This window comes from Streptomyces celluloflavus, assembly GCA_000720995.1.
GTDB lineage: Bacteria > Actinomycetota > Actinomycetes > Streptomycetales > Streptomycetaceae > Streptomyces > Streptomyces celluloflavus.
Genome location: JOEL01000072.1, coordinates 20,711 through 39,234, shown reverse-complemented (window position 1 = coordinate 39,234; position 18,524 = coordinate 20,711). Strand labels below are relative to the sequence as shown.

General features: G+C 71.1%; 15 protein-coding genes. 6 read left to right on the top strand and 9 right to left on the bottom strand.

The features are described from left to right. Positions 1–277: 277 nt before the first annotated feature. Positions 278–2,119, bottom strand: a complete 1,842-nt coding sequence (locus tag IH09_RS34120) for a phosphatidylglycerol lysyltransferase domain-containing protein (protein ID WP_052861496.1) — start codon at positions 2,117–2,119, stop codon at positions 278–280. 142 nt (positions 2,120–2,261) lie between these two features. Between IH09_RS34120 and IH09_RS34115 the strand changes: the two genes are divergently transcribed. After that, on the top strand, positions 2,262–3,377 hold the full coding sequence (locus IH09_RS34115; protein WP_052861495.1) for an alpha/beta hydrolase: 1,116 nt from the start codon (positions 2,262–2,264) through the stop codon (positions 3,375–3,377). Between the two features lie 75 nt (positions 3,378–3,452). Here IH09_RS34115 and folE read toward each other — a convergent pair whose 3' ends face one another. From folE to dacB, 6 genes are all read right to left on the bottom strand, one after another. Further along, positions 3,453–4,058 (bottom strand): GTP cyclohydrolase I FolE, encoded by a 606-nt coding sequence (gene folE, locus IH09_RS34110; RefSeq protein WP_052861493.1) that lies wholly within the window; start codon positions 4,056–4,058, stop codon positions 3,453–3,455. A gap of 107 nt (positions 4,059–4,165) precedes the next feature. Beyond that, a complete protein-coding gene (gene ftsH, locus IH09_RS34105; RefSeq protein ID WP_052861492.1) occupies positions 4,166–6,181 on the bottom strand; it encodes an ATP-dependent zinc metalloprotease FtsH in 2,016 nt (671 codons plus the stop codon). Between the two features lie 285 nt (positions 6,182–6,466). Beyond that, positions 6,467–7,006, bottom strand: a complete 540-nt coding sequence (gene hpt, locus IH09_RS34100) for a hypoxanthine phosphoribosyltransferase (protein WP_052861519.1) — start codon at positions 7,004–7,006, stop codon at positions 6,467–6,469. An 88-nt stretch (positions 7,007–7,094) separates the two neighbouring features. Continuing rightward, entirely contained in the window at positions 7,095–8,102 is a 1,008-nt protein-coding gene (gene tilS, locus IH09_RS34095) for a tRNA lysidine(34) synthetase TilS (protein ID WP_052861489.1), read from the bottom strand. Between the two features lie 191 nt (positions 8,103–8,293). Beyond that, on the bottom strand, positions 8,294–9,439 hold the full coding sequence (locus tag IH09_RS34090; RefSeq protein ID WP_052861486.1) for a zinc-dependent metalloprotease: 1,146 nt from the start codon (positions 9,437–9,439) through the stop codon (positions 8,294–8,296). A gap of 140 nt (positions 9,440–9,579) precedes the next feature. Then, positions 9,580–11,211, bottom strand: coding sequence for a D-alanyl-D-alanine carboxypeptidase/D-alanyl-D-alanine endopeptidase (gene dacB, locus IH09_RS34085; protein ID WP_110952775.1), 1,632 nt, complete (start codon positions 11,209–11,211; stop codon positions 9,580–9,582). Between the two features lie 86 nt (positions 11,212–11,297). On the opposite strand from dacB, the gene IH09_RS34080 reads away from it, so the two are divergent. Then, complete coding sequence (locus IH09_RS34080) at positions 11,298–11,792, top strand: inorganic diphosphatase (protein WP_003968257.1); 495 nt, start codon at positions 11,298–11,300, stop codon at positions 11,790–11,792. 149 nt (positions 11,793–11,941) lie between these two features. Here IH09_RS34080 and IH09_RS34075 read toward each other — a convergent pair whose 3' ends face one another. Both IH09_RS34075 and IH09_RS34070 read right to left on the bottom strand, forming a co-directional pair. Next, on the bottom strand, positions 11,942–13,744 hold the full coding sequence (locus IH09_RS34075) for a threonine/serine exporter family protein (RefSeq protein ID WP_094793864.1): 1,803 nt from the start codon (positions 13,742–13,744) through the stop codon (positions 11,942–11,944). Between the two features lie 164 nt (positions 13,745–13,908). Further along, the gene (locus IH09_RS34070; RefSeq protein WP_052861484.1) at positions 13,909–14,631 is read right to left on the bottom strand and encodes a DedA family protein; all 723 of its coding nucleotides are present in this window, start codon (positions 14,629–14,631) and stop codon (positions 13,909–13,911) included. Between the two features lie 207 nt (positions 14,632–14,838). Here IH09_RS34070 and IH09_RS34065 point away from each other — a divergent pair, with 207 nt between their 5' ends. The 4 genes from IH09_RS34065 to IH09_RS34050 all read left to right on the top strand — a co-directional run bounded on the left by IH09_RS34065 (position 14,839) and on the right by IH09_RS34050 (position 18,378). After that, positions 14,839–15,207, top strand: a complete 369-nt coding sequence (locus IH09_RS34065; protein WP_052861483.1) for a YbjQ family protein — start codon at positions 14,839–14,841, stop codon at positions 15,205–15,207. 170 nt (positions 15,208–15,377) lie between these two features. After that, positions 15,378–16,118, top strand: coding sequence for a leucine efflux protein LeuE (leuE, locus tag IH09_RS34060; protein WP_052861481.1), 741 nt, complete (start codon positions 15,378–15,380; stop codon positions 16,116–16,118). Between the two features lie 208 nt (positions 16,119–16,326). After that, entirely contained in the window at positions 16,327–16,947 is a 621-nt protein-coding gene (gene wrbA, locus IH09_RS34055) for an NAD(P)H:quinone oxidoreductase (RefSeq protein ID WP_052861514.1), read from the top strand. A 15-nt stretch (positions 16,948–16,962) separates the two neighbouring features. Further along, positions 16,963–18,378 carry a glutamate decarboxylase gene (locus IH09_RS34050; protein WP_052861479.1) on the top strand — a complete coding sequence of 472 codons (1,416 nt, stop codon included), beginning with the start codon at positions 16,963–16,965 and terminating at the stop codon, positions 18,376–18,378. The last annotated feature ends 146 nt before the right edge of the window (positions 18,379–18,524 follow it).

The window sequence follows — 18,524 nt, the reverse complement described above, 5'->3', positions numbered from 1 at the left end:
GTGGCGCCGTTCGCCCGGAGGGCGGGGCCTCCGGCGGCCGGTGCGGTGCGCCGCACGGCGGCGGGGCGCCCCGATACCGGGTTCACCTGGGCACCCCCGGCAACGCCACGTGCGGGTATCTCCCAGCGGCAGCCAGGGCAAGGCCGTGCCGGGCGCCACGGGGCAGGCGCCACCGTGCCGACGCGCCCGAGGGACGTACGGAACCCGAACCGGCTCCGTACGCCCCCCGGGCGGCCCGCTCCGCCGGACGGCTCTCCGGCCGCCCGGCGCACGGCCCTCAGGCCACCTTCTCGACCGCGGGCGGGGCCGCCTCCGCGGTGTGCGCGCAGGGCTGCGGCTCCGTCCCCTTCCGGCGGCGCAGCACGCGCGGCAGGCCCAGCTCCAGATAGCCCTCGGCCTGCAACGTCGCCAGGCCGATGCGCGGGATGTCGCGGCTGTTGCGGAAGACGACGAAGCGGGGCTCCCAGCGGGGCTGGAACTTGTCGTTGAACTTGTACAGCGACTCGATCTGGTACCAGCGGGAGAGGAAGACCAGCGTTCCGCGCCAGATCCGGATGACCGGTCCGGCGCCCAGCTTCTCGCCGCGCTCCAGGGAGGAGCGGAACACCGCGAAGTTCAGCGACACCCGCTTGATCTTCAGATCCGGTGCGGCCTGCAGCGAGGCGACGATCAGCAGCTCGTTCATCCCCGGGTCGGCGTCGCGGTCACGGCGCATCAGCTCCAGGGAGATCCCGTCGGTGCCCCAGGGCACGTAGTGCTGCATGGCCTTGAGATCGCCGAACGGGCCGTCCGCCTCACCCTCCGCGGGGGCCAGATGCGCGGTAGCGATCACCGCGTCACCGTCGGTCACCGCGTCGATACGGCCGAGCGCCATGGAGAAGCCGCGCTCGGTGTCGGTGTCCCGCCAGGCGTCCGCGGCCCGCTGGATGCGGGCCAGCTCCGCCGGCTCCAGGTCCCGCACCCGGCGTACGCGGGTCTCGTAGCCGTTGCGCTCGATGCGCTTGACCATCTGCCGTACGTTGCGCATCGCGCGGCCGGAGAGGGTGAAGTCGGGGACGTCCACGATCGCCTCGTCGCCCAGCTCCAGGGCGTCCATACCGGTCTCCCGGGTCCACACCTGGCCACCGGTCTCGCTGCATCCGGTGACGGCCGGCGTCCAGGAGTGCGCCCGCGCCTCCTCCATGAAGCGCTCGATGGCGCCCGGCCATGCCTCGACGTCGCCGATCGGGTCGCCGCTGGCGAGCATCACCCCCGATATCACCCGGTAGCAGACCGCGGCCTTGCCGGTCGGCGAGAAGACGGCGCCCTTGTCGTGGCGGAGCGCGAAGTATCCGAGCGAGTCCCGGCCGCCGTGCTTGGCGAGCAGCTCGCGCAGCCGCTGTTCGTCGTCCGCGGTCAGCCGGGCCACCGGGTGCTCGGGGCGGAAGGCGAGGTACGCGGTGGTGGCGACGGTCAGCAGGCCGAGTGCGCCGAGGGAGTAGCCGACGGTGTAGTCGACCTTGTGCGTGTAGCCGACCGGGCCCTCGAAGCCGAACATGCCCCACAGCACGTGCTGCGCCTTGTCCCAGAAGGAGGGCGAGCCGACGATCTTGTGGGGGTGGGCGCTGACGATCACCATGCCGATGGCGAAGCTCACACCGCCGAGGACGATGAAGTTGGCGACGGCTTTCCAGCGGCTGCGCGGGTCGGGGAGGGCCGCGAACTCGCTTCGGTGCCACACCAGGAACACCAGCAACAGGAGGGAGAGCACCGCGCCGATAATGGAGTGGCGGTACACCAGCTGGGCGGCGATCCCCACCGGGAGGAGTGCCACCGCGGCCACCCAGGCCCGCCGCTTACGGCGCTTGAGGCCATGGGCCAGCAGGAGCAGGAGGATACCGACGACGATCGACGCGGCGGCCGCCAGCGGGCTCACCGCGCCCGGCAGCACCTCGGCCAGCGCGTGCATCCGGCTGTGCCGGAACCGCGGGAACATACCGGCCGCGAGGTTCAGCAGGCCGACGACCACTCCGGCCGTACCGATCAGGGTCGGCACCGATTCGGGTCGAGGTCCACGGAGCCAGCGTGGCGTGCGCCACGCAACCGTCTCCGACTTTTCGCCATCTAGCCTGTCAGACATCACTTTCCCGTCGCCCCGGTCGAGAGAACATGCGAGCCTTGTCGCAGCATCTGGACTTTTTGCGCCCTGTATGACGGCGTTTCAGGGCTCGGGGTTCCATTAGCGGCCACGGTTGGACCGGCCGCCCGGCAGAAAGCACCACATGGGTCTCACCAGCAAGAAAGTGCTGCTTCTTGCCGTCCTCCTCGCAGTAGCACTTTTCGTCCTCACCATTTGGCTCTGGCCCCGTCTGTCGAAGGGAAACTGGCGCGCCGTCCTCGGCCGCGTCGGGCTGCTGCTCGCCACCCAGCTCTCCCTCTTCGCGTCGATCGGCCTGTTCGCCAACAATTCCTTCGGCTTCTACGCCTCCTGGGCCGACCTCTTCGGCCAGGAGCAGCAGCCGGGCGTAGTGACCAACTACGAGTCCGGGCCGGACGGAACGAAGCTGAAGATGCTGGGCACCGAGCGCGTCAGCGTTCCCGGTGGTTCCCGCGCCGAGGTGGGCGGCCGGATCGACAAGGTCCTCGTGCGCGGTGCGAAGTCCAAGATCACCAGTCCGGCGTTCGTCTATCTGCCGCCGCAGTACTTCCAGCCGAAGTACGCGAAGAAGAAGTTCCCGGCGTCCGTGGTCCTGACCGGCTACCCGGGCACGGCCGAGGCCCTCTACAAGAAGCTGCACTTCCCGCAGACGCAGCATGATCTGCTGCGGGAAAAGAAGATGCAGCCGACGGTCCTGGTGATGATGCGGCCGACCGTCGCGCCGCCCCGGGACACCGAATGCGTCGACATACCGAATGGGCCGCAGACCGAGACGTTCTTCACCAAGGACTTGCGCGCGAACCTCTCGGAGCACTACCGAATAGGGGAGAAAGCCAAGAGCTGGGGCATCATCGGCGACTCGACGGGCGGCTACTGCGCGCTGAAGATGACCATGCGGCACCCGAATGACTTCTCCACCGCGGTCGCCCTCTCCGGCGCCTACAAGGCCCCGATCGATCCCACCACCGGTGATCTTTTCGGCGGCAGCAAGAAGCTGGAGCGGGAGAACGATCTGATGTGGCGCCAGAAGCATCTGCCCGCCCCGCCGGTCAGTCTGCTGGTCACCAGCAGCAAGCACGGCGAGGAGAACTACAAGGACACGCTCAGGTTCATCGAGCAGACCAAGTCGCCGTCCCGCATCTCCTCGATCATCCTCGACAGCGGCGGCCACAACTTCAACACCTGGCGCCGCGAGATCCCCGCCGCCCTGGAATGGCTCGGCGGCCGTCTCAGCGTCTGAGGTGACACCCCATAGGGCCGGGGGCCGTGGCATCAGCCACGGCCCCCGGCCCTGTGTTCAGCGGTCCCGCGCCCGTCAGCGGCCGATGATCAGGCTCATCGCCTCGGAGCGGGTCGCGGCGTCCCGCAGCTGGCCGCGGACCGCCGAGGTGATGGTCTTGGCGCCCGGCTTGCGGATACCGCGCATCGACATGCACATGTGCTCGCACTCCACGACGACGATCACGCCGCGCGGCTCCAGAATCTGCATCAGGGAGTCGGCTATCTGCGTCGTGAGCCGCTCCTGCACCTGCGGGCGGCGGGCGTAGACGTCCACGAGGCGGGCGAGCTTGGAGAGCCCGGTGATCTTTCCGTCGGCGGACGGGATGTAGCCGACGTGCGCGACGCCGTGGAAGGGCACCAGGTGGTGCTCACAGGTCGAGAACACCTCGATGTCCCGGACCAGCACCATCTCGTCATGGCCGATGTCGAACGTCGTCGTCAGGACGTCCGCCGGCTCCTGCCACAGCCCGGCAAAGATCTCCTTGTACGCGCGGGCGACCCGGGCCGGCGTCTCCAGCAGCCCCTCCCGGTCGGGATCCTCGCCTACCGCGATGAGCAGCTCGCGCACGGCGTTCTCGGCTCGTTTCTCGTCGAATGCGCCGATCGTGCCGTCGCTGTCCAGCGTCACGGGGTCCGTCATGTGGTGCCTCGCTCCTTCTGCGCCCGCTCGAAACGCGGAATGCCGCGCCCCCCAGGCTAAAACCTGGGGGGCGCGGCATTCATTCCGGGGCCGGTGACGGCTCCGGATCAGCTCTCGGAGCTGCTGTCCTCGGTGGTGTCCGTCTTCTTCTCCGTGGAGACGGTGGCGGTCGTCGGGACGGAGCCGTTGGCCGGGCCCAGTTCCTTCGGCGACAGCACCGGCGGGCGGGTCGAGGGCGTACGGCGCGAGGAGCCGGTCCACGCCGGGCGGGCCGGACGCTTCACGATGTGCTTGAAGACCTCGGCGATCTCGTCCTTGCCCAGCGTCTCCTTCTCCAGGAGCGTCAGGACCAGGTTGTCGAGGACATCGCGGTTCTCGACCAGGATCTCCCACGCCTCGTTGTGCGCGGTCTCGATGAGCTTCTTGACTTCCTCGTCGACCAGCGCGGCGACCTCTTCCGAGTAGTCGCGCTGGTGACCCATCTCGCGGCCCAGGAAGGGCTCGGAGTTGTCGCTGCCGAACTTGATCGCGCCGAGCCGCTCGGTCATGCCGTACTGCGTGACCATCGCGCGGGCCGTGGCGGTGGCCTTCTCGATGTCGTTCGCGGCACCCGTGGTCGGGTCGTGGAAGACCAGCTCCTCCGCCGCGCGGCCGCCCAGCATGTATGCCAGCTGGTCGAGCATTTCGTTGCGGGTGGTGGAGTACTTGTCCTCGTCGGGCAGGACCATGGTGTAGCCCAGGGCCCGGCCGCGGGACAGGATCGTGATCTTGTGGACCGGGTCGGAGTTCGGGGAAGCCGCCGCGACCAGGGCGTGTCCGCCCTCGTGGTACGCGGTGATCTTCTTCTCCTTGTCGGACATGATCCGGGTCCGCTTCTGCGGTCCGGCCACGACGCGGTCGATCGCCTCGTCCAGGAAGTGGTTGTCGATCAGCTTCGCATCACTGCGGGCCGTCAGCAGCGCGGCTTCGTTCAGGACGTTGGACAGGTCCGCGCCGGTGAAGCCGGGGGTGCGCTTGGCGACGGCCGAGAGGTCGACGTCCGGCGCGACCGGCTTGCCCTTCTGGTGGACCTTGAGGATTTCGAGACGGCCCTGCATGTCCGGGCGGTCGACGGCGATCTGCCGGTCGAAGCGGCCGGGGCGCAGCAGCGCCGGGTCGAGGATGTCCGGGCGGTTGGTGGCGGCGATGAGGATCACGCCGCCCTTCACGTCGAAGCCGTCCATCTCGACGAGGAGCTGGTTGAGCGTCTGCTCACGCTCGTCGTGGCCACCGCCCAGGCCCGCACCGCGGTGCCGGCCGACGGCGTCGATCTCGTCGACGAAGACGATCGCCGGGGCGTTCGCCTTGGCCTGCTCGAAGAGGTCGCGCACCCGGGAGGCACCGACACCGACGAACATCTCGACGAAGTCGGACCCGGAGATCGAGTAGAACGGCACCCCGGCCTCGCCGGCCACCGCGCGGGCGAGCAGCGTCTTGCCTGTACCGGGCGGGCCGTACAGCAGCACACCCTTGGGGATCTTGGCGCCGACGGCCTGGAACTTCGCCGGCTCCTGGAGGAACTCCTTGATCTCGTGGAGCTCCTCGACCGCCTCGTCGGCCCCGGCGACGTCCGCGAAGGTCGTCTTGGGGGTGTCCTTGGTGATCAGCTTCGCCTTCGACTTCCCGAACTGCATGACCCGGGAGCCGCCGCCCTGCATCTGATTCATCAGGAACAGGAAGACGACGACGATGAGGACGAAGGGGAGCAGCGAGAGCAGCACGCCGACGAACGGGTTCTGCTTCGACGGGGCGACGGTGTACCCGTCCTTGATCTCACCCGTCTGGTACTTGGCCTGCAGGTTCTTCGCCACGTCGACGCCCTGGTCGCCGATGTAGCTCGCCTGGAGCTTGTTGGAGCCGTCGATCTTGTTGTCACCCGACAACTCGATCTTGATCTTGTTCTCGTCGCCGGTCGTCAGCTCGGCGGATTTCACCTTGTTGTCAGCGATCGCCTTGACGACCTGACCGGTGTCCACCGTCTTGTAGCCGCCGGACGAGCCGACGACCTGCATCAACACGACCACGGCGAGGACGGCCAGCACGATCCACATGACCGGCCCACGGAAGTATCGCTTCACGTCCATCCATACGGAGCCGCTGAGGCCCCGTCCCTCCTGCCACAGTGAGGCACAACAGCCCTGCGGAGAGCTGGTCGTGCGTACGGTGTATTACTGGCCCGAAAAAAGACTGCCATCGGACGGTACCCCAGCATTGTCACCCGACGGCGCCGCCCACGGTGAACAAAGCGGCCTGGGATTCCGTCCTTCCCTGTTCCAACGGCCGGAGCCCCCGGGGGGTTCCCGCCGCCCGGCAGGGCCGGGGTCCGGGCCCTCGGCCGGCCACGGTGACCGGCGAGTGGTGGTGCCGCCTCAGCCGCCGTACACGTGCGGTGCGAGGGTGCCGACGAACGGCAGGTTGCGGTACTTCTCCGCGAAGTCGAGGCCGTAGCCGACGACGAACTCGTTGGGGATGTCGAAGCCGATCCACTTCACGTCGATGGCGACCTTGGCGGCGTCCGGCTTGCGCAGCAGCGTGCAGACCTCAAGAGAGGCGGGCTCGCGCGAGCCGAGGTTGGACAGCAGCCACGACAGCGTCAGGCCGGAGTCGATGATGTCCTCGACGATCAGGACGTGCTTGCCCTTGATGTCGGTGTCGAGGTCCTTGAGGATGCGGACCACGCCGGAGGACTGGGTGCCCGCGCCGTAGGAGGACACGGCCATCCAGTCCATCGTGACGGGGGTGGACAGCGCGCGCGCCAGGTCCGCCATCACCATCACGGCGCCCTTGAGGACACCGACGATGAGCAGGTCCTTGCCCGCGTACTCCGCGTCGATCTTCGCGGCCAGTTCGGCCAGCTTCTCGTCGATCTCTTCTTTGCTGATGAGTACCGACTGAAGGTCGGCGCCCATGTCCTTGTCGTCCACCCGTGCCACTCTCGTTTGGTTCGGTGTTCATGCCAGTCGTCAGACTCATGAAAGCGGGGCGGCGCCCTGCGGCTCAGCCCTGCCGAATCACCAGTCTGCCACCCTGGCGTCGCACACCTACTCGCCCGGGGAGGTTGATGGCTCCCTGACCGCGCCAGGCCGTGATCAGCCGGTCCACTTCTTCGATGTGGCGGGCGAAGAGGGAACCGGCGGGGGAACCGGCGCCGATGGCGGCCCGGCGCAGCACTCGGCGGCGTACCGCGGCGGGCAGGGCGAAGAGGGCGGCGACGTCCAGGGTGCCGGCGTCGTCGAGCACGGTGCGCTCGGCGTCGGCGGCCCAGGCGTCCAGGGCGTCGGCGTCGTCGCGGGAGAGCTGGGCGGTCCGGGCGAGCGCCTCGACGACGCCCTTGCCGAGCGCTTTCTCCAGCGCGGGCAGTCCTTCGTGGCGCAGCCGGGAGCGGGTGTAGGCGGGGTCGGCGTTGTGCGGGTCGTCCCAGACGGGCAGGGACTGCATCAGGCACGCCTTGCGGGCGGTCTGGCGGTCCAGTTCCAGGAAGGGGCGGCGGTAGCGGCCGTTGCGGCCGGTGGTGGCGGCCATACCGGAGAGCGAGCGGGTGCCGGAGCCTCGGGCGAGGCCGAGCAGCACCGTTTCGGCTTGGTCGTCGCGGGTGTGGCCGAGGAGGACCGCGGCGGCGCCGTGGCGCTCCGCGGCGGCGTCCAGGGCGGCGTAGCGGGCGTCCCGGGCGGCGGCTTCGGGGCCGCCGTCCCTGCCGACGCGGATGGTGACGGCCTCGACGGGGTCGAGCCGCAGGGCCCGCAGCCGCAGGGCGACCTCGGCGGCGCGGAGGTCCGAGCCCTCCTGGAGGCCGTGGTCGACGGTGATGCCCCCGGCGCGTACGCCCAGCCGGGGGGCTTCGAAGGTGAGGGCGGAGGCCAGTGCCATGGAGTCGGCGCCGCCGGAGCACGCGACGAGCACGAGCGGGGGGTCGCGGCGGTCCTGGGTGCAGTGCTGGTTCAGAACGTCGTGGAGTACGCGGCGGACCGCCAGGCGTATCGCGGCGACCGCTGGATGGGGACCCATGTCCGATTCCAATCGTTCAGCTGGGGTGCCTCGGGCCGTGGACGCGGATTCGTCACACAGAGTGCCTAGATGGTGACAGAGGCGAGCAGTTCCCCGAGCATTGCACGGCTATCCATCGGTCACGGTCCCTCAGACGGGTGATAAAAGGGGCGCTCTTCTGCCGTGCGGTGTGCCCAGCTCACGCCGCTGCCTTACGGTGCCCCATCCGCTTTGCGATGCACCCGCGCGATCCAGTCCGCCGGTTTGGCGATCTCCTGCTTGGTGGGGAGGGTGTTCGGCGAGGTCCAGACTCGGTTGAAACCGTCCATGCCGACCTCCTCGGCGACGGCGCGGACGAACCGCTCGCCGTCGCGGTACTGGCGCAGTTTGGCGTCCAGGCCGAGCAGCTTGCGCAGCGCCTGGTCGAGCCGGCCCGCACCGCTGGCCCGGCGCTTCTGGAACTTCTCGCGGATCTCGGCGACGGAGCCCACCACCTCGAGGCCCACACCGTCCATGACGTAGTCGGCATGGCCTTCGAGCAGCGACATCACGGCGGTCAGCCGGCCGAGGATCTCGCGCTGGGCCGGGGTCTGGACGAGGTCGGTGAAGCTGCGCTCGTCCTCCTCGCCCGCTTCGCCCTCGGGCTTGGCGCCGACCAGCGACTGGGCGGCCTCACGCAGCCGCTCCAGGAGGGCGCCGGGGTCGATGTCGGTCTCGCCGAGGAACGACTGGATCTCGCCCTCGATGTGGTCGCGCAGCCACGGTACGGCGGTGAACTGGGTGCGGTGGGTCTCCTCGTGGAGGCAGACCCACAGCCGGAAGTCGTGCGGGTCGACCTCCAGCTCGCGCTCGACGTGCACGATGTTCGGCGCGACGAGCAGCAGCCGGCCGCCCTGGGCCCCGGCCGGCAGATCGCGGGAGGGGGGCGCGAACGTCTCGTACTGGCCCAGGACCCGGGAGGACAGGAACGACAGCAGCATGCCCAGTTCGACGCCGGTCACCTTGCCGCCGACCGCGCCGAGCACCGCACCGCCGGGGACCGTCGCGCGGCGGTCCGCCATCTTGGCCAGCAGGGGCTTGAGGACCGCCCGGAAACCGGCGACATTCGCCTTGATCCAGCCGGCCCGGTCCACCACGAGGACCGGGGTGTCGTGGGGCGCCTCGCCGGTCGCGCCGGGCTGCGCCATCCGCGTGAACGCGCGGACGTGCTGTTCGGAGGACTTGGCGTGCCTGCGCAGCTCGGCGACGATCGCCCGCGCCTCGTCCCTACTCACCTCTGGACCGGGCCGTACGAACCGGGTCGCGGTCGCCACCGCGAGATTCCAGTCGACCATCTCCGCACCACCAAGGCTCGTCATGAGTTCACGGTACGTGGCCGCTCCGCCTGGGGGTAGCCGACTTGGGGTACTCGCCGGCATCGGGGCCCGGCGCCGCAGGCCGAGGCGGGGGCCGTGCCCTCCCGTCACTCCCGTCACTCACGCCGCGGAGCGGGCGGGAGTCAGCGGCACCCGCACTCCGCCACCGCCGAGGCGAGGGTGTCCAGGGCCTTCTGGGCGCCCTGGGGATCGGTGGTGCCGCTGGTCATGAACGCGAAGACCAACTGGCGGCCGTCGGCGTCGACGACGGTGCCGGCCAGGGTGTTCACACCGGTCAGGGTGCCGGTCTTGGCGCGTACGGCGCCGGCGCCGGAGCTCTTGTCCGGATAGCGCCCGCTGAGGGTGCCGGTGAAACCGGCCACCGGCAGGCCGGTGACGACGGAGCGCAGTTCGGGGTGGCGGTCCGAGGAGGCGTCCAGCAGCAGCCGGGAGAGCAGCCCGGCGGAGACCCGGTCGTCGCGGTCCAGGCCGCTGCCGTCCGCGAAGACGGCGCCGGTCAGCGGGAGGTGCCGGGCGGCCAGCGCGTCGCGTACGGCGGTGCCGGCGCCCGCGAAACTGGCGGGCTTGCCCGCGGCGATGGCGGTCTGCCGGGCCAGGCCCTCGGCGATGTCGTTGTCGCTGTGGGTGAGCATCCGCTCGACGAGGGCGGCGAGCGGCAGCGAGCGGACGGTGGCGATCTCACCGGCCTGCCGGGGGGCGTGGGCGGCGGCCGGGTCGCCGTCGACGGTGATGCCGCGCTCGCGCAGCTGCCCGGCGAAGGCGCGGGCGGCGGCGACGGCCGGGGCGGCGTCGCGCGGCGCCGTGCCGTACTCGCTGTCGTCCAGGCGGCCCTCGTCAGCCATCAGGGCACTGACGGGGGCGATGTTCTCGTTGGGGCCGATGGGGTGCTGGTCCGGTCCGGAGTAGGCCGAGGCGTCATAGCCGAGCGTGACGGTGGTGGTCCCCCGCTGTTTGAGGGCGCGGGCGGTGTCCTCGGCGAGGGTGCGCAGATTCGCGGGCCGGTCGGCGGCGGGGCCCGGCTTCGGCGCGCGGGCGGTGAGCGTCGGGTCGCCGCCGCCGACCAGGATGATGCTGTGTTTCCCCGTGTCCCCCGTGTCCCCGCCGTCCCTCGCCTCCCCCGCCTGCCCGGCCTGCCCGGCCTTCCCGGACTTCCCGGACTTCCCGGTGCCGTCCACGACGGTGGTGGCGATGCGGTGGTCGGGGCCGAGCGCGGAGAGCGCGGCGACGGCGACGGCGAGCTTGACCGTGGAGGCGGGGGTGGCCGGCTCGTCCGCCCGGACGCCGAAGACCTCGCGGCCGGCGGCGACGTCCCGTACGGAGGCGGTGCGCAGCGGGCCGAGCGCCGGGTCCTTCAGCAGCGGCGCGAGCACCTCGGCCAGCCCCGCGCCGGTGGGCAGGGGCGCCCCGGCGCGGCCGGGGCCGCCGGGCGCGGACCCGCCGAGCGCGGACAGCACCGGCGGCGCGCTGCGGACCGGATCCGTCGACGCACCGTGCCGTTCACCGCCGGACCCGGACCCGGACCCGGCCGCCGCGGCCCGCTCGGCCGTACGCTGGCCGGCGTCCCACGGCCCGGACACCGCCACCGCGCCGCCCGCGACGGCCAGACCGGTGGCGGCGGACACCGCCGTCAGCCGCCAGGTCTGGCGCGTACGGCGGGGAGCGGCGCGCCACCTCCGGAGCGCCGCGTCCCCCGCCGCCCGCGCCGATCGCTGCGCCGACTGCCATCTGACCTGCCACGATCCGGTCTCCGGCACTTCGGACCAGCCCCTTTCGCCACCACACACCTGCGTGGGGGACACTTAACCACCAGACGTATGTGTTGATCATGGAGGAGCCACCCGTGGAGTTCGACGTCACCATCGAGATCCCGAAGGGTTCGCGGAACAAGTACGAGGTGGACCACGAGACCGGTCGCATCCGCCTGGACCGTCGACTCTTCACCTCGACCAGCTACCCGGCCGACTACGGCTTTGTCGAGAACACCCTGGGCGAGGACGGCGACCCGCTGGACGCCCTCGTCATCCTGGACGAGCCGACCTTCCCCGGCTGTCTCATCAAGTGCCGCGCGATCGGCATGTTCCGGATGACCGACGAGGCCGGCGGCGACGACAAGCTGCTGTGCGTCCCGGCGTCCGACCCGCGCGTGGAGCACCTGCGGGACATCCACCACGTGTCGGAGTTCGACCGCCTGGAGATCCAGCACTTCTTCGAGGTCTACAAGGACCTGGAGCCCGGCAAGTCCGTCGAGGGCGCCGACTGGGTCGGCCGCGCCGAGGCCGAGGCCGAGATCGAGGCGTCGTACAAGCGCCTGGAGGCGCAGGGCGGCGCGCACTGACACCGCGGCCGGTGGCCGGGCGTCCGGCGGCTCTTCCCGACCGCCGCGCGCCGGGCCACGCACGCTGATTTTCGTACGCGAACGGGCGGCACCCACTCGGGGTGCCGCCCGTCGTGCGTGCCGGCCGCCGCGCACGGGGCCGGCGCCCGTCAGAAGCCCCGGGTGCGCTTGGCGGCGCGGCGCCCGCCGCCCGGTTCCTCGATGCCCGGCGCCCGCAGGAACAGCCGGGCCGTCTCGCTGCCGAGGTTGACCCCGACGGCGATGGCCAGGGCCAGCGAGACGGCCTTGATCAGCGAGGTGAGGCCGTCCTGCATATTGCCCTGGGCGAAGTTGAGCAGCCCGAAGTATGTGGCGCTACCGGGCAGCAGCGGGCCGATGGCGGCGGTGACGTACGGCAGCGCGGAGGCGTAGCGGTAGCGGGAGAGCAGCTGGCCGAAGAGGCCGACCAGACCGGCCGCGATGGCGGTGGCCGGCACCGCGTTCACCCGGGCGACGTTGGCGAGCGCCCCGTAGACGACCCAGGCGACACCGCCGTTGACGGTCGCGAACAGCACGGTGTGACGTTCCTGCTGGAGCAGCACGCAGAACGCCAGCGCCAGCAGCATGGACGCGATGATCTGCACCACCGGCTCGTTGTAGGCCGCCAGTGACTGCTGCGGGCTGAGCCGCTTGAGTCCGGGGTCCAGTTGCAGACCGAAATAGAGCACGGTGAGGACGCCGACGACGATGCCGACGATGAGGTAGCCGACCTCCAGCAGCCGGGCGGAGGCGGTGATGTAGTAGCCGGTCAGACCGTCCTGGACACCAGCGACCAGCGCCCGTCCCGGGATCAGCGCGAACAGCCCGCCGGTGATCACCGCGGACGCCTGCACATTGGCGTGCACCAGGCCGAAGGCGACGCCCATTGCGGCGGGCGGCATCGCGGCGACCACGAACTGGTAGAACTCCGGCAGTCCGCGGCCGGACGCGAGCCAGGCCAGCCGGTCGCCGAGCATCGAGCCCACCGCCGCCGCGAGGAACACCAGCAGCCCGCCGCCGACCAGCATGCTCGCGCCGCCGGAGAGCAGCCCGGAGGCGAGCGTCAGCGCCCAGCTCGGGTAGGGGTGCCGGTTACGGCGTATCTCGGCGAGACCGCGGTACGCCTCTTCGAGGGTGATGCCCTCGGAGGTGATGTCGTCGACGAGCCGGAAGACCGCGGACAGCCGGGTGTAGTCGACGCCGCGGCGCCGTACCGTCCGGCTGGCCGTCACCGGGTCGTCGACCAGCGACGGCTGGTAGGAGATCGACAGCAGGGTGAAGGTGACGGTCGGCTCGACGCGCTCCAGCCCGTAGGCGTGCGCGACGCCGAACATCGCGGCCTCGACGTCCTCGGCGCCCTCGCCGCCGGCCAGCAGGATCTCGCCGATACGCAGCGTGAGGTCGAGGACGCGCGGCACGGCGGGGCCGGTCTCGTCGGCGCGCTCGGCCCGCTCGGGGACGGGCCGCTCGCCGATCGGCATCCGCAGCATGGTCCGCATCCGGTCCTGCCAAGGGGCTTCCTTGGTGAGACTGATGAGGGGGACGCCGTGCGGCGGGGTGAAGGCGAAGCCGCCGGTGGTGGTGGGCAGCGGCGTCTGGCCGGTGGTGCTGCCGGGCGGCGCGAACGCCGAGCCCTCCTCCTCGGCGGGCGTCTCCGGCCGCAGGCCCTGCGGCAGCGCGAACTCGGAGGTGGGGCTCTCGTCCTCGGGGAGCGGCGGGTACGGCACGCCCAGGGGCGGGGTGAAGGCGCTGCGCACCTCCTCGGGGTGCGGTTTGCGCACCTCCTCCGGCCGGCGCTCCTCGGGGATGCCGCCGTGGTCCGCGGTACCGCCGCGGGCGCCGCCGCTCCGCGCACGCTTCGCGTCCTTGCCGGAGGGCGGCGTGCCGTTCTTGCCGTTCGTACCGTGCTGCCCGCGCTCTGGGTCCGACGCCACGTCTCTCCGCTCCTCGTACGCCTCCGCAGACCGTCAAGGACACGATGCCTGATGCCGGGGGCGAGCGCGCGGGGCGGGGGGTACCCGTTGAGATGTGCGGGCGTGCACGGGTGCGGGCGAGGAGTGTGGGGCGCACGGGGTGCGGTCCGGCGCACCCCCGGGAATCAGCGCTTGGCGTGCCGGCCGCGGCGGCCGTCGGACACGGCCGCCGGCCGCGGTGCGAACTCGTCGGCGACCGGCCCCGGCGTCCCCGCCGCGGCCTCCTTCTTCGCCTTGCCGCGGGCCCGGAGGAGCTCGATGGCGACCGGCACCACGGAGATCAGCACGATGGCGACCAGGATCAGCTCGATGTGCTTGTGGACGAACTCGATGTTGCCCAGCGCGGCGCCGAGCAGCGTCACCCCGGCGCCCCAGAGGGTGCCGCCGATGATGTTGAAGACGAGGAAGGAGCGGTAGTTCATCCGGCTCACGCCCGCGATGATGGGCGTGAAGGTCCGCACGATCGGCACGAAACGGGCCAGGATCAGCGACTTCGGGCCGTGCTTCTCGAAGAACGCGTGCGCCTTCTCGATGTTCTCCTGCTTGAAGAGCTTGGAGTCCGGGCGCTTGAAGAGCGACGGGCCGACCTTGCGGCCGAAGAGATAGCCCGCCTGGTCACCGAGGACCGCGGCCAGCACGACCAGCCCGCACACCATCCAGAGCGGCTTGTCCAGCTTGCCCGCCGTCACCAGCAGGCCGGTGGTGAACAGGAGCGAGTCGCCCGGCAGGAAGAACCCGATCAGCAGACCGGACTCCGCGAAGACGATGATCAGGACGCCGATCAGGCCGAATGTCGCGATGAGATAGTCCGGGTCCAGCCACTGGGGGCCGAGCGCGAGAGTATTCACGGGGTGAAGGCCTTTGTCCCGCGGGGCCTCGGCGCAACCCCCCGCCCCCGTCCCCCCCCCGCCGCCACGCCTTTCCCGGGTTTCTCCCCCGCCCCTCCCGCCCCTGCGTCAGGCCCCGCCGCTCCTCCCGGTCCGCTGCCCCGCGCACCGCGACCGGTGGCCGGTCCCGCCGGGCCGGGTGATGCTGGCCGTAAGGAGGTGCGCGCCATGGGCATCGAGGAGTACAGCGGCGGGCAGCCGCCCCAGGCCGACGTTCTGGTGGTGACGACCAACGACGTCCCCGGATTCCATGTGCAGCAGGTGATCGGCGAGGTCTTCGGGCTGACGGTGCGCTCGCGGCACCTCGGCAGCCAGATCGGCGCGGGCCTGAAGTCGATGCTCGGCGGTGAGCTGCGGGGCCTGACCAAGACCCTGGTCGAAACCCGCAACCAGGCGATGGAACGGCTGGTGGAGCAGGCCCGCGCGCGCGGCGCGAACGCGGTGCTGATGTTCCGCTTCGACGTCACGGAGGCGGCCGACGTGGGCACCGAGGTATGCGCCTACGGGACCGCGGTGGTGCTGGCCCCCAAGAGCTGAAACCACCGGGGCGCGGGTGCACGGGCCGGGGCAGGCACTCCGGCCCGTGCACCCCGACCCGTACGCGACCCGTCCGCGCGCCACGGTGCGCCCTCACACCGCGTGAGGCGCACGTCCGGATGGTGAAAAGCGGGTGGGGCGGCCGCTCCAGGGGTGGGATCCTGCCGCTCATGGTGGGGATAACGGATCTTTCTACGTACCTGGCCGGACTGGCCCTGATCATCCTGCTGCCGGGGCCGAACTCGCTGTACGTCGTCTCGGTCGCGGCCCGGCTCGGGCCGCGGGTGGCGTACCGGGCGGCGGCCGGGGTGCTCTGCGGCGACACGGTGCTGATGACGCTGTCGGCGGGCGGGGTGGCCTCGCTGCTCCAGACCAGCCCGGTGTTGTTCGCGATCGTGAAGTTCGCCGGAGCGGGGTATCTCTCGTGGCTGGCGTTCGGGATGCTGCGCGGCGCCTGGAAGCTGTGGCGGGGGCGCGACACCCGGCACGCGGAGGCCACGGAGACCGCGGAGACCGCGGCGGGTACGACCCCCTTCGGTGCCGGGGCCCCGGCCGCCACCGCCGGGGAGCGGCCCGCGGCCGGGGCCCCGGCACCGAAGGGGGCCGTCGAGCGGCCGTACCGCAGGGCGCTGGTGGTCAGCCTGCTCAACCCGAAGGCAATCCTCTTCTGCATCTCGTTCTTCGTGCAGTTCGTGGACCCGGCCTATGCGCATCCGGTGCTGTCGTTCCTGACGCTGGGCGCCTGGGCGCAGCTGTTCAGCTTCACCTATCTGTCGGTCCTGATCTTCAGCGGGACGTTCCTGGCGGCGACCTTCCGCCGCCGCAAGCGGCTGACGGCCGGTCTGTCGGCGGGGGCCGGCGCGGCCTTCCTCGGCTTCGCGGCGAAGCTGTCACTGGCCGGCGCGGGCTGACGCGGGGCGACCGGAAGCGGCCCGGATGTCCGGGGCCGGGCGTCCGGTCCCGCGCCCGGTCCCGGATCCGGACGAACACCCGAGGCCCGGGGCCGGAACTCACCCCCGGCCGGACGGACACCCGGACGCGAGACGACCAAAAAGCCCTCCATACCCCCTATGCCCGTATTGTCGGCCCTCAGGAGGTATGCCCATGCCCGATACACCCGTGCCCGCCCACGTGAACGTCGCCGTCATCTACTACTCCTCGACCGGCACCGTCGCCCGGCTCGCCCAGCAGATCGCGGACGCCGCCGAGCACGCGGGCGCCGAGGTGCGGCTGCGCCGGGTCGCCGAACTGGCGCCGCAGGCCGCGATCGACTCGAACCCGGCCTGGGCCGCGAACGCCGCCGCCACCGCCGACATCCTGGAGGCCACCCACGAGGACATGCTCTGGGCGGACGCGGTGATCTTCGGCTCCCCCACCCGCTTCGGCAATGTGACGTCCCAGCTCAAGCAGTTCATCGACACCCTGGGCGGGCTCTGGCAGCAGGGCCGGCTGGCCGACAAGGTCTACAGCGGTTTCACCGCGTCCGCGACCCGGCACGGCGGCCAGGAGTCCACCCTGCTCGCGCTCTACCACACCGTCCACCACTTCGGCGGCATCCTCGTCCCGCCCGGCTACACGGACCCGGCGAAGTTCGTCGACGGGAATCCGTACGGCACCTCGCACGTCGGCGGCCCGGAGACCCCGGTCGACGAGGACGCCCATACCGCTGCCCGGATCCAGGCGGAACGTGTCGTGAAATTCACCAAAGCCATCAAAACCGGTCTTTCAATGGCCGGTTGAGGGTAGCCCCAGCACATGACACTCCACAGCGGCGCATCCGAGAGCGACCGGGCACGCTCCGGACACGCGGTCAACCCCTTCTACGGCGAGGCCGATCCGGTCGCCGGCATGGCCACGGCACCGCCGCGCCACACCCTGCCCGACGGCCCGCTCGCCCCTCACACCGCCTACCAGTTCGTGCACGACGAGCTGATGCTCGACGGCAACTCCCGGCTCAACCTGGCGACGTTCGTCACGACCTGGATGGAGCCGCAGGCCGGCGTCCTGATGGCCGAGTGCCAGGACAAGAACATGATCGACAAGGACGAGTACCCGCGCACCGCGGAGCTGGAGAAGCGGTGCGTGGCGATACTCGCCGACCTGTGGCACGCGCCGGACCCCGCGACCGCCGTCGGCTGTTCGACCACCGGGTCCAGCGAGGCGTGCATGCTCGCCGGGATGGCCCTCAAGCGCCGCTGGATGCGGCGCAACGCGGACCGCTACCCCGGCACCGCCCGGCCCAACCTCGTCATGGGCGCCAACGTCCAGGTCTGCTGGGAGAAGTTCTGCAACTTCTGGGAGATCGAGGCGCGTCAGGTCCCCATGGAGGGCGACCGCTTCCACCTCGACGCGGCGTCCGCCGCCGCCCTCTGCGACGAGAACACCATCGGCGTGGTGGCGATCCTCGGCTCGACCTTCGACGGGTCGTACGAGCCGGTCGCCGAGATCTGCGCGGCGCTGGACGACCTCCAGGAGCGCACCGGCCTGGACATCCCGGTCCATGTGGACGGCGCGTCCGGCGGCATGGTCGCACCGTTCCTCGACCCGGACCTGGAGTGGGACTTCCGGCTGCCGCGGGTCGCCTCCATCAACACCTCGGGGCACAAGTACGGCCTGGTCTACCCGGGCGTCGGCTGGGCCCTGTGGCGCGACGCCGAGGCACTGCCCGAGGAACTGGTCTTCCGGGTCAACTACCTGGGCGGCGACATGCCGACCTTCGCGCTCAACTTCTCCCGGCCCGGCGCGCAGGTCGCCGCCCAGTACTACACGTTCCTGCGGCTCGGCCGGGACGGCTACCGCGCGGTCCAGCAGGCGACCCGGGACGTGGCCTGTTCGATGGCCGAACGGATCGGCGCGCTGGCCGACTTCCGCCTCCTCACCCGCGGCGACGAGCTGCCGGTCTTCGCCTTCACCACCGCCGACGACGTCACCGCCTTCGACGTCTTCGACGTGTCCCGGCGGATGAAGGAGCGCGGCTGGCTGATCCCGGCCTACACCTTCCCGGCCAACCGCGAGGACCTGTCCGTGCTGCGGGTGGTCTGCCGCAACGGCTTCTCCCAGGATCTCGCCGACCTCTTCCTCACGGACCTGGAGCAGCTGCTGACCGAACTCCGCCGCCAGCCGCACCCGCTGGAACGCCCGGAGCGGATGGCCACGGCCTTCCACCACTGAGCGACCGCGGCCGGGCCGCCCACCGCGGGCGGCCCGGCCGTCGACGTCATGGGGCGGGACAGCGCCGACGGGCCCAACGACAGCCCCTGAGCGCCCGCCGGCCAGGTCCCGTCCGCCGGGACCCGGAACCAGCCCCTGGCCCGCCC

Coding starts and splice junctions, on each gene's coding strand:
- IH09_RS34120 (WP_052861496.1), bottom strand. CDS start 2,119: ATGTCTGACAGGCTAGATGGCGAAAAGTCGGAGACGGTTGCGTGGCGC.
- IH09_RS34065 (WP_052861483.1), top strand. CDS start 14,839: ATGGGCATCGAGGAGTACAGCGGCGGGCAGCCGCCCCAGGCCGACGTT.
- IH09_RS34090 (WP_052861486.1), bottom strand. CDS start 9,439: ATGACGAGCCTTGGTGGTGCGGAGATGGTCGACTGGAATCTCGCGGTG.
- folE (WP_052861493.1), bottom strand. CDS start 4,058: ATGACGGACCCCGTGACGCTGGACAGCGACGGCACGATCGGCGCATTC.
- IH09_RS34050 (WP_052861479.1), top strand. CDS start 16,963: ATGACACTCCACAGCGGCGCATCCGAGAGCGACCGGGCACGCTCCGGA.
- hpt (WP_052861519.1), bottom strand. CDS start 7,006: ATGGGCGCCGACCTTCAGTCGGTACTCATCAGCAAAGAAGAGATCGAC.
- IH09_RS34115 (WP_052861495.1), top strand. CDS start 2,262: ATGGGTCTCACCAGCAAGAAAGTGCTGCTTCTTGCCGTCCTCCTCGCA.
- tilS (WP_052861489.1), bottom strand. CDS start 8,102: ATGGGTCCCCATCCAGCGGTCGCCGCGATACGCCTGGCGGTCCGCCGC.
- ftsH (WP_052861492.1), bottom strand. CDS start 6,181: ATGGACGTGAAGCGATACTTCCGTGGGCCGGTCATGTGGATCGTGCTG.
- leuE (WP_052861481.1), top strand. CDS start 15,378: ATGGTGGGGATAACGGATCTTTCTACGTACCTGGCCGGACTGGCCCTG.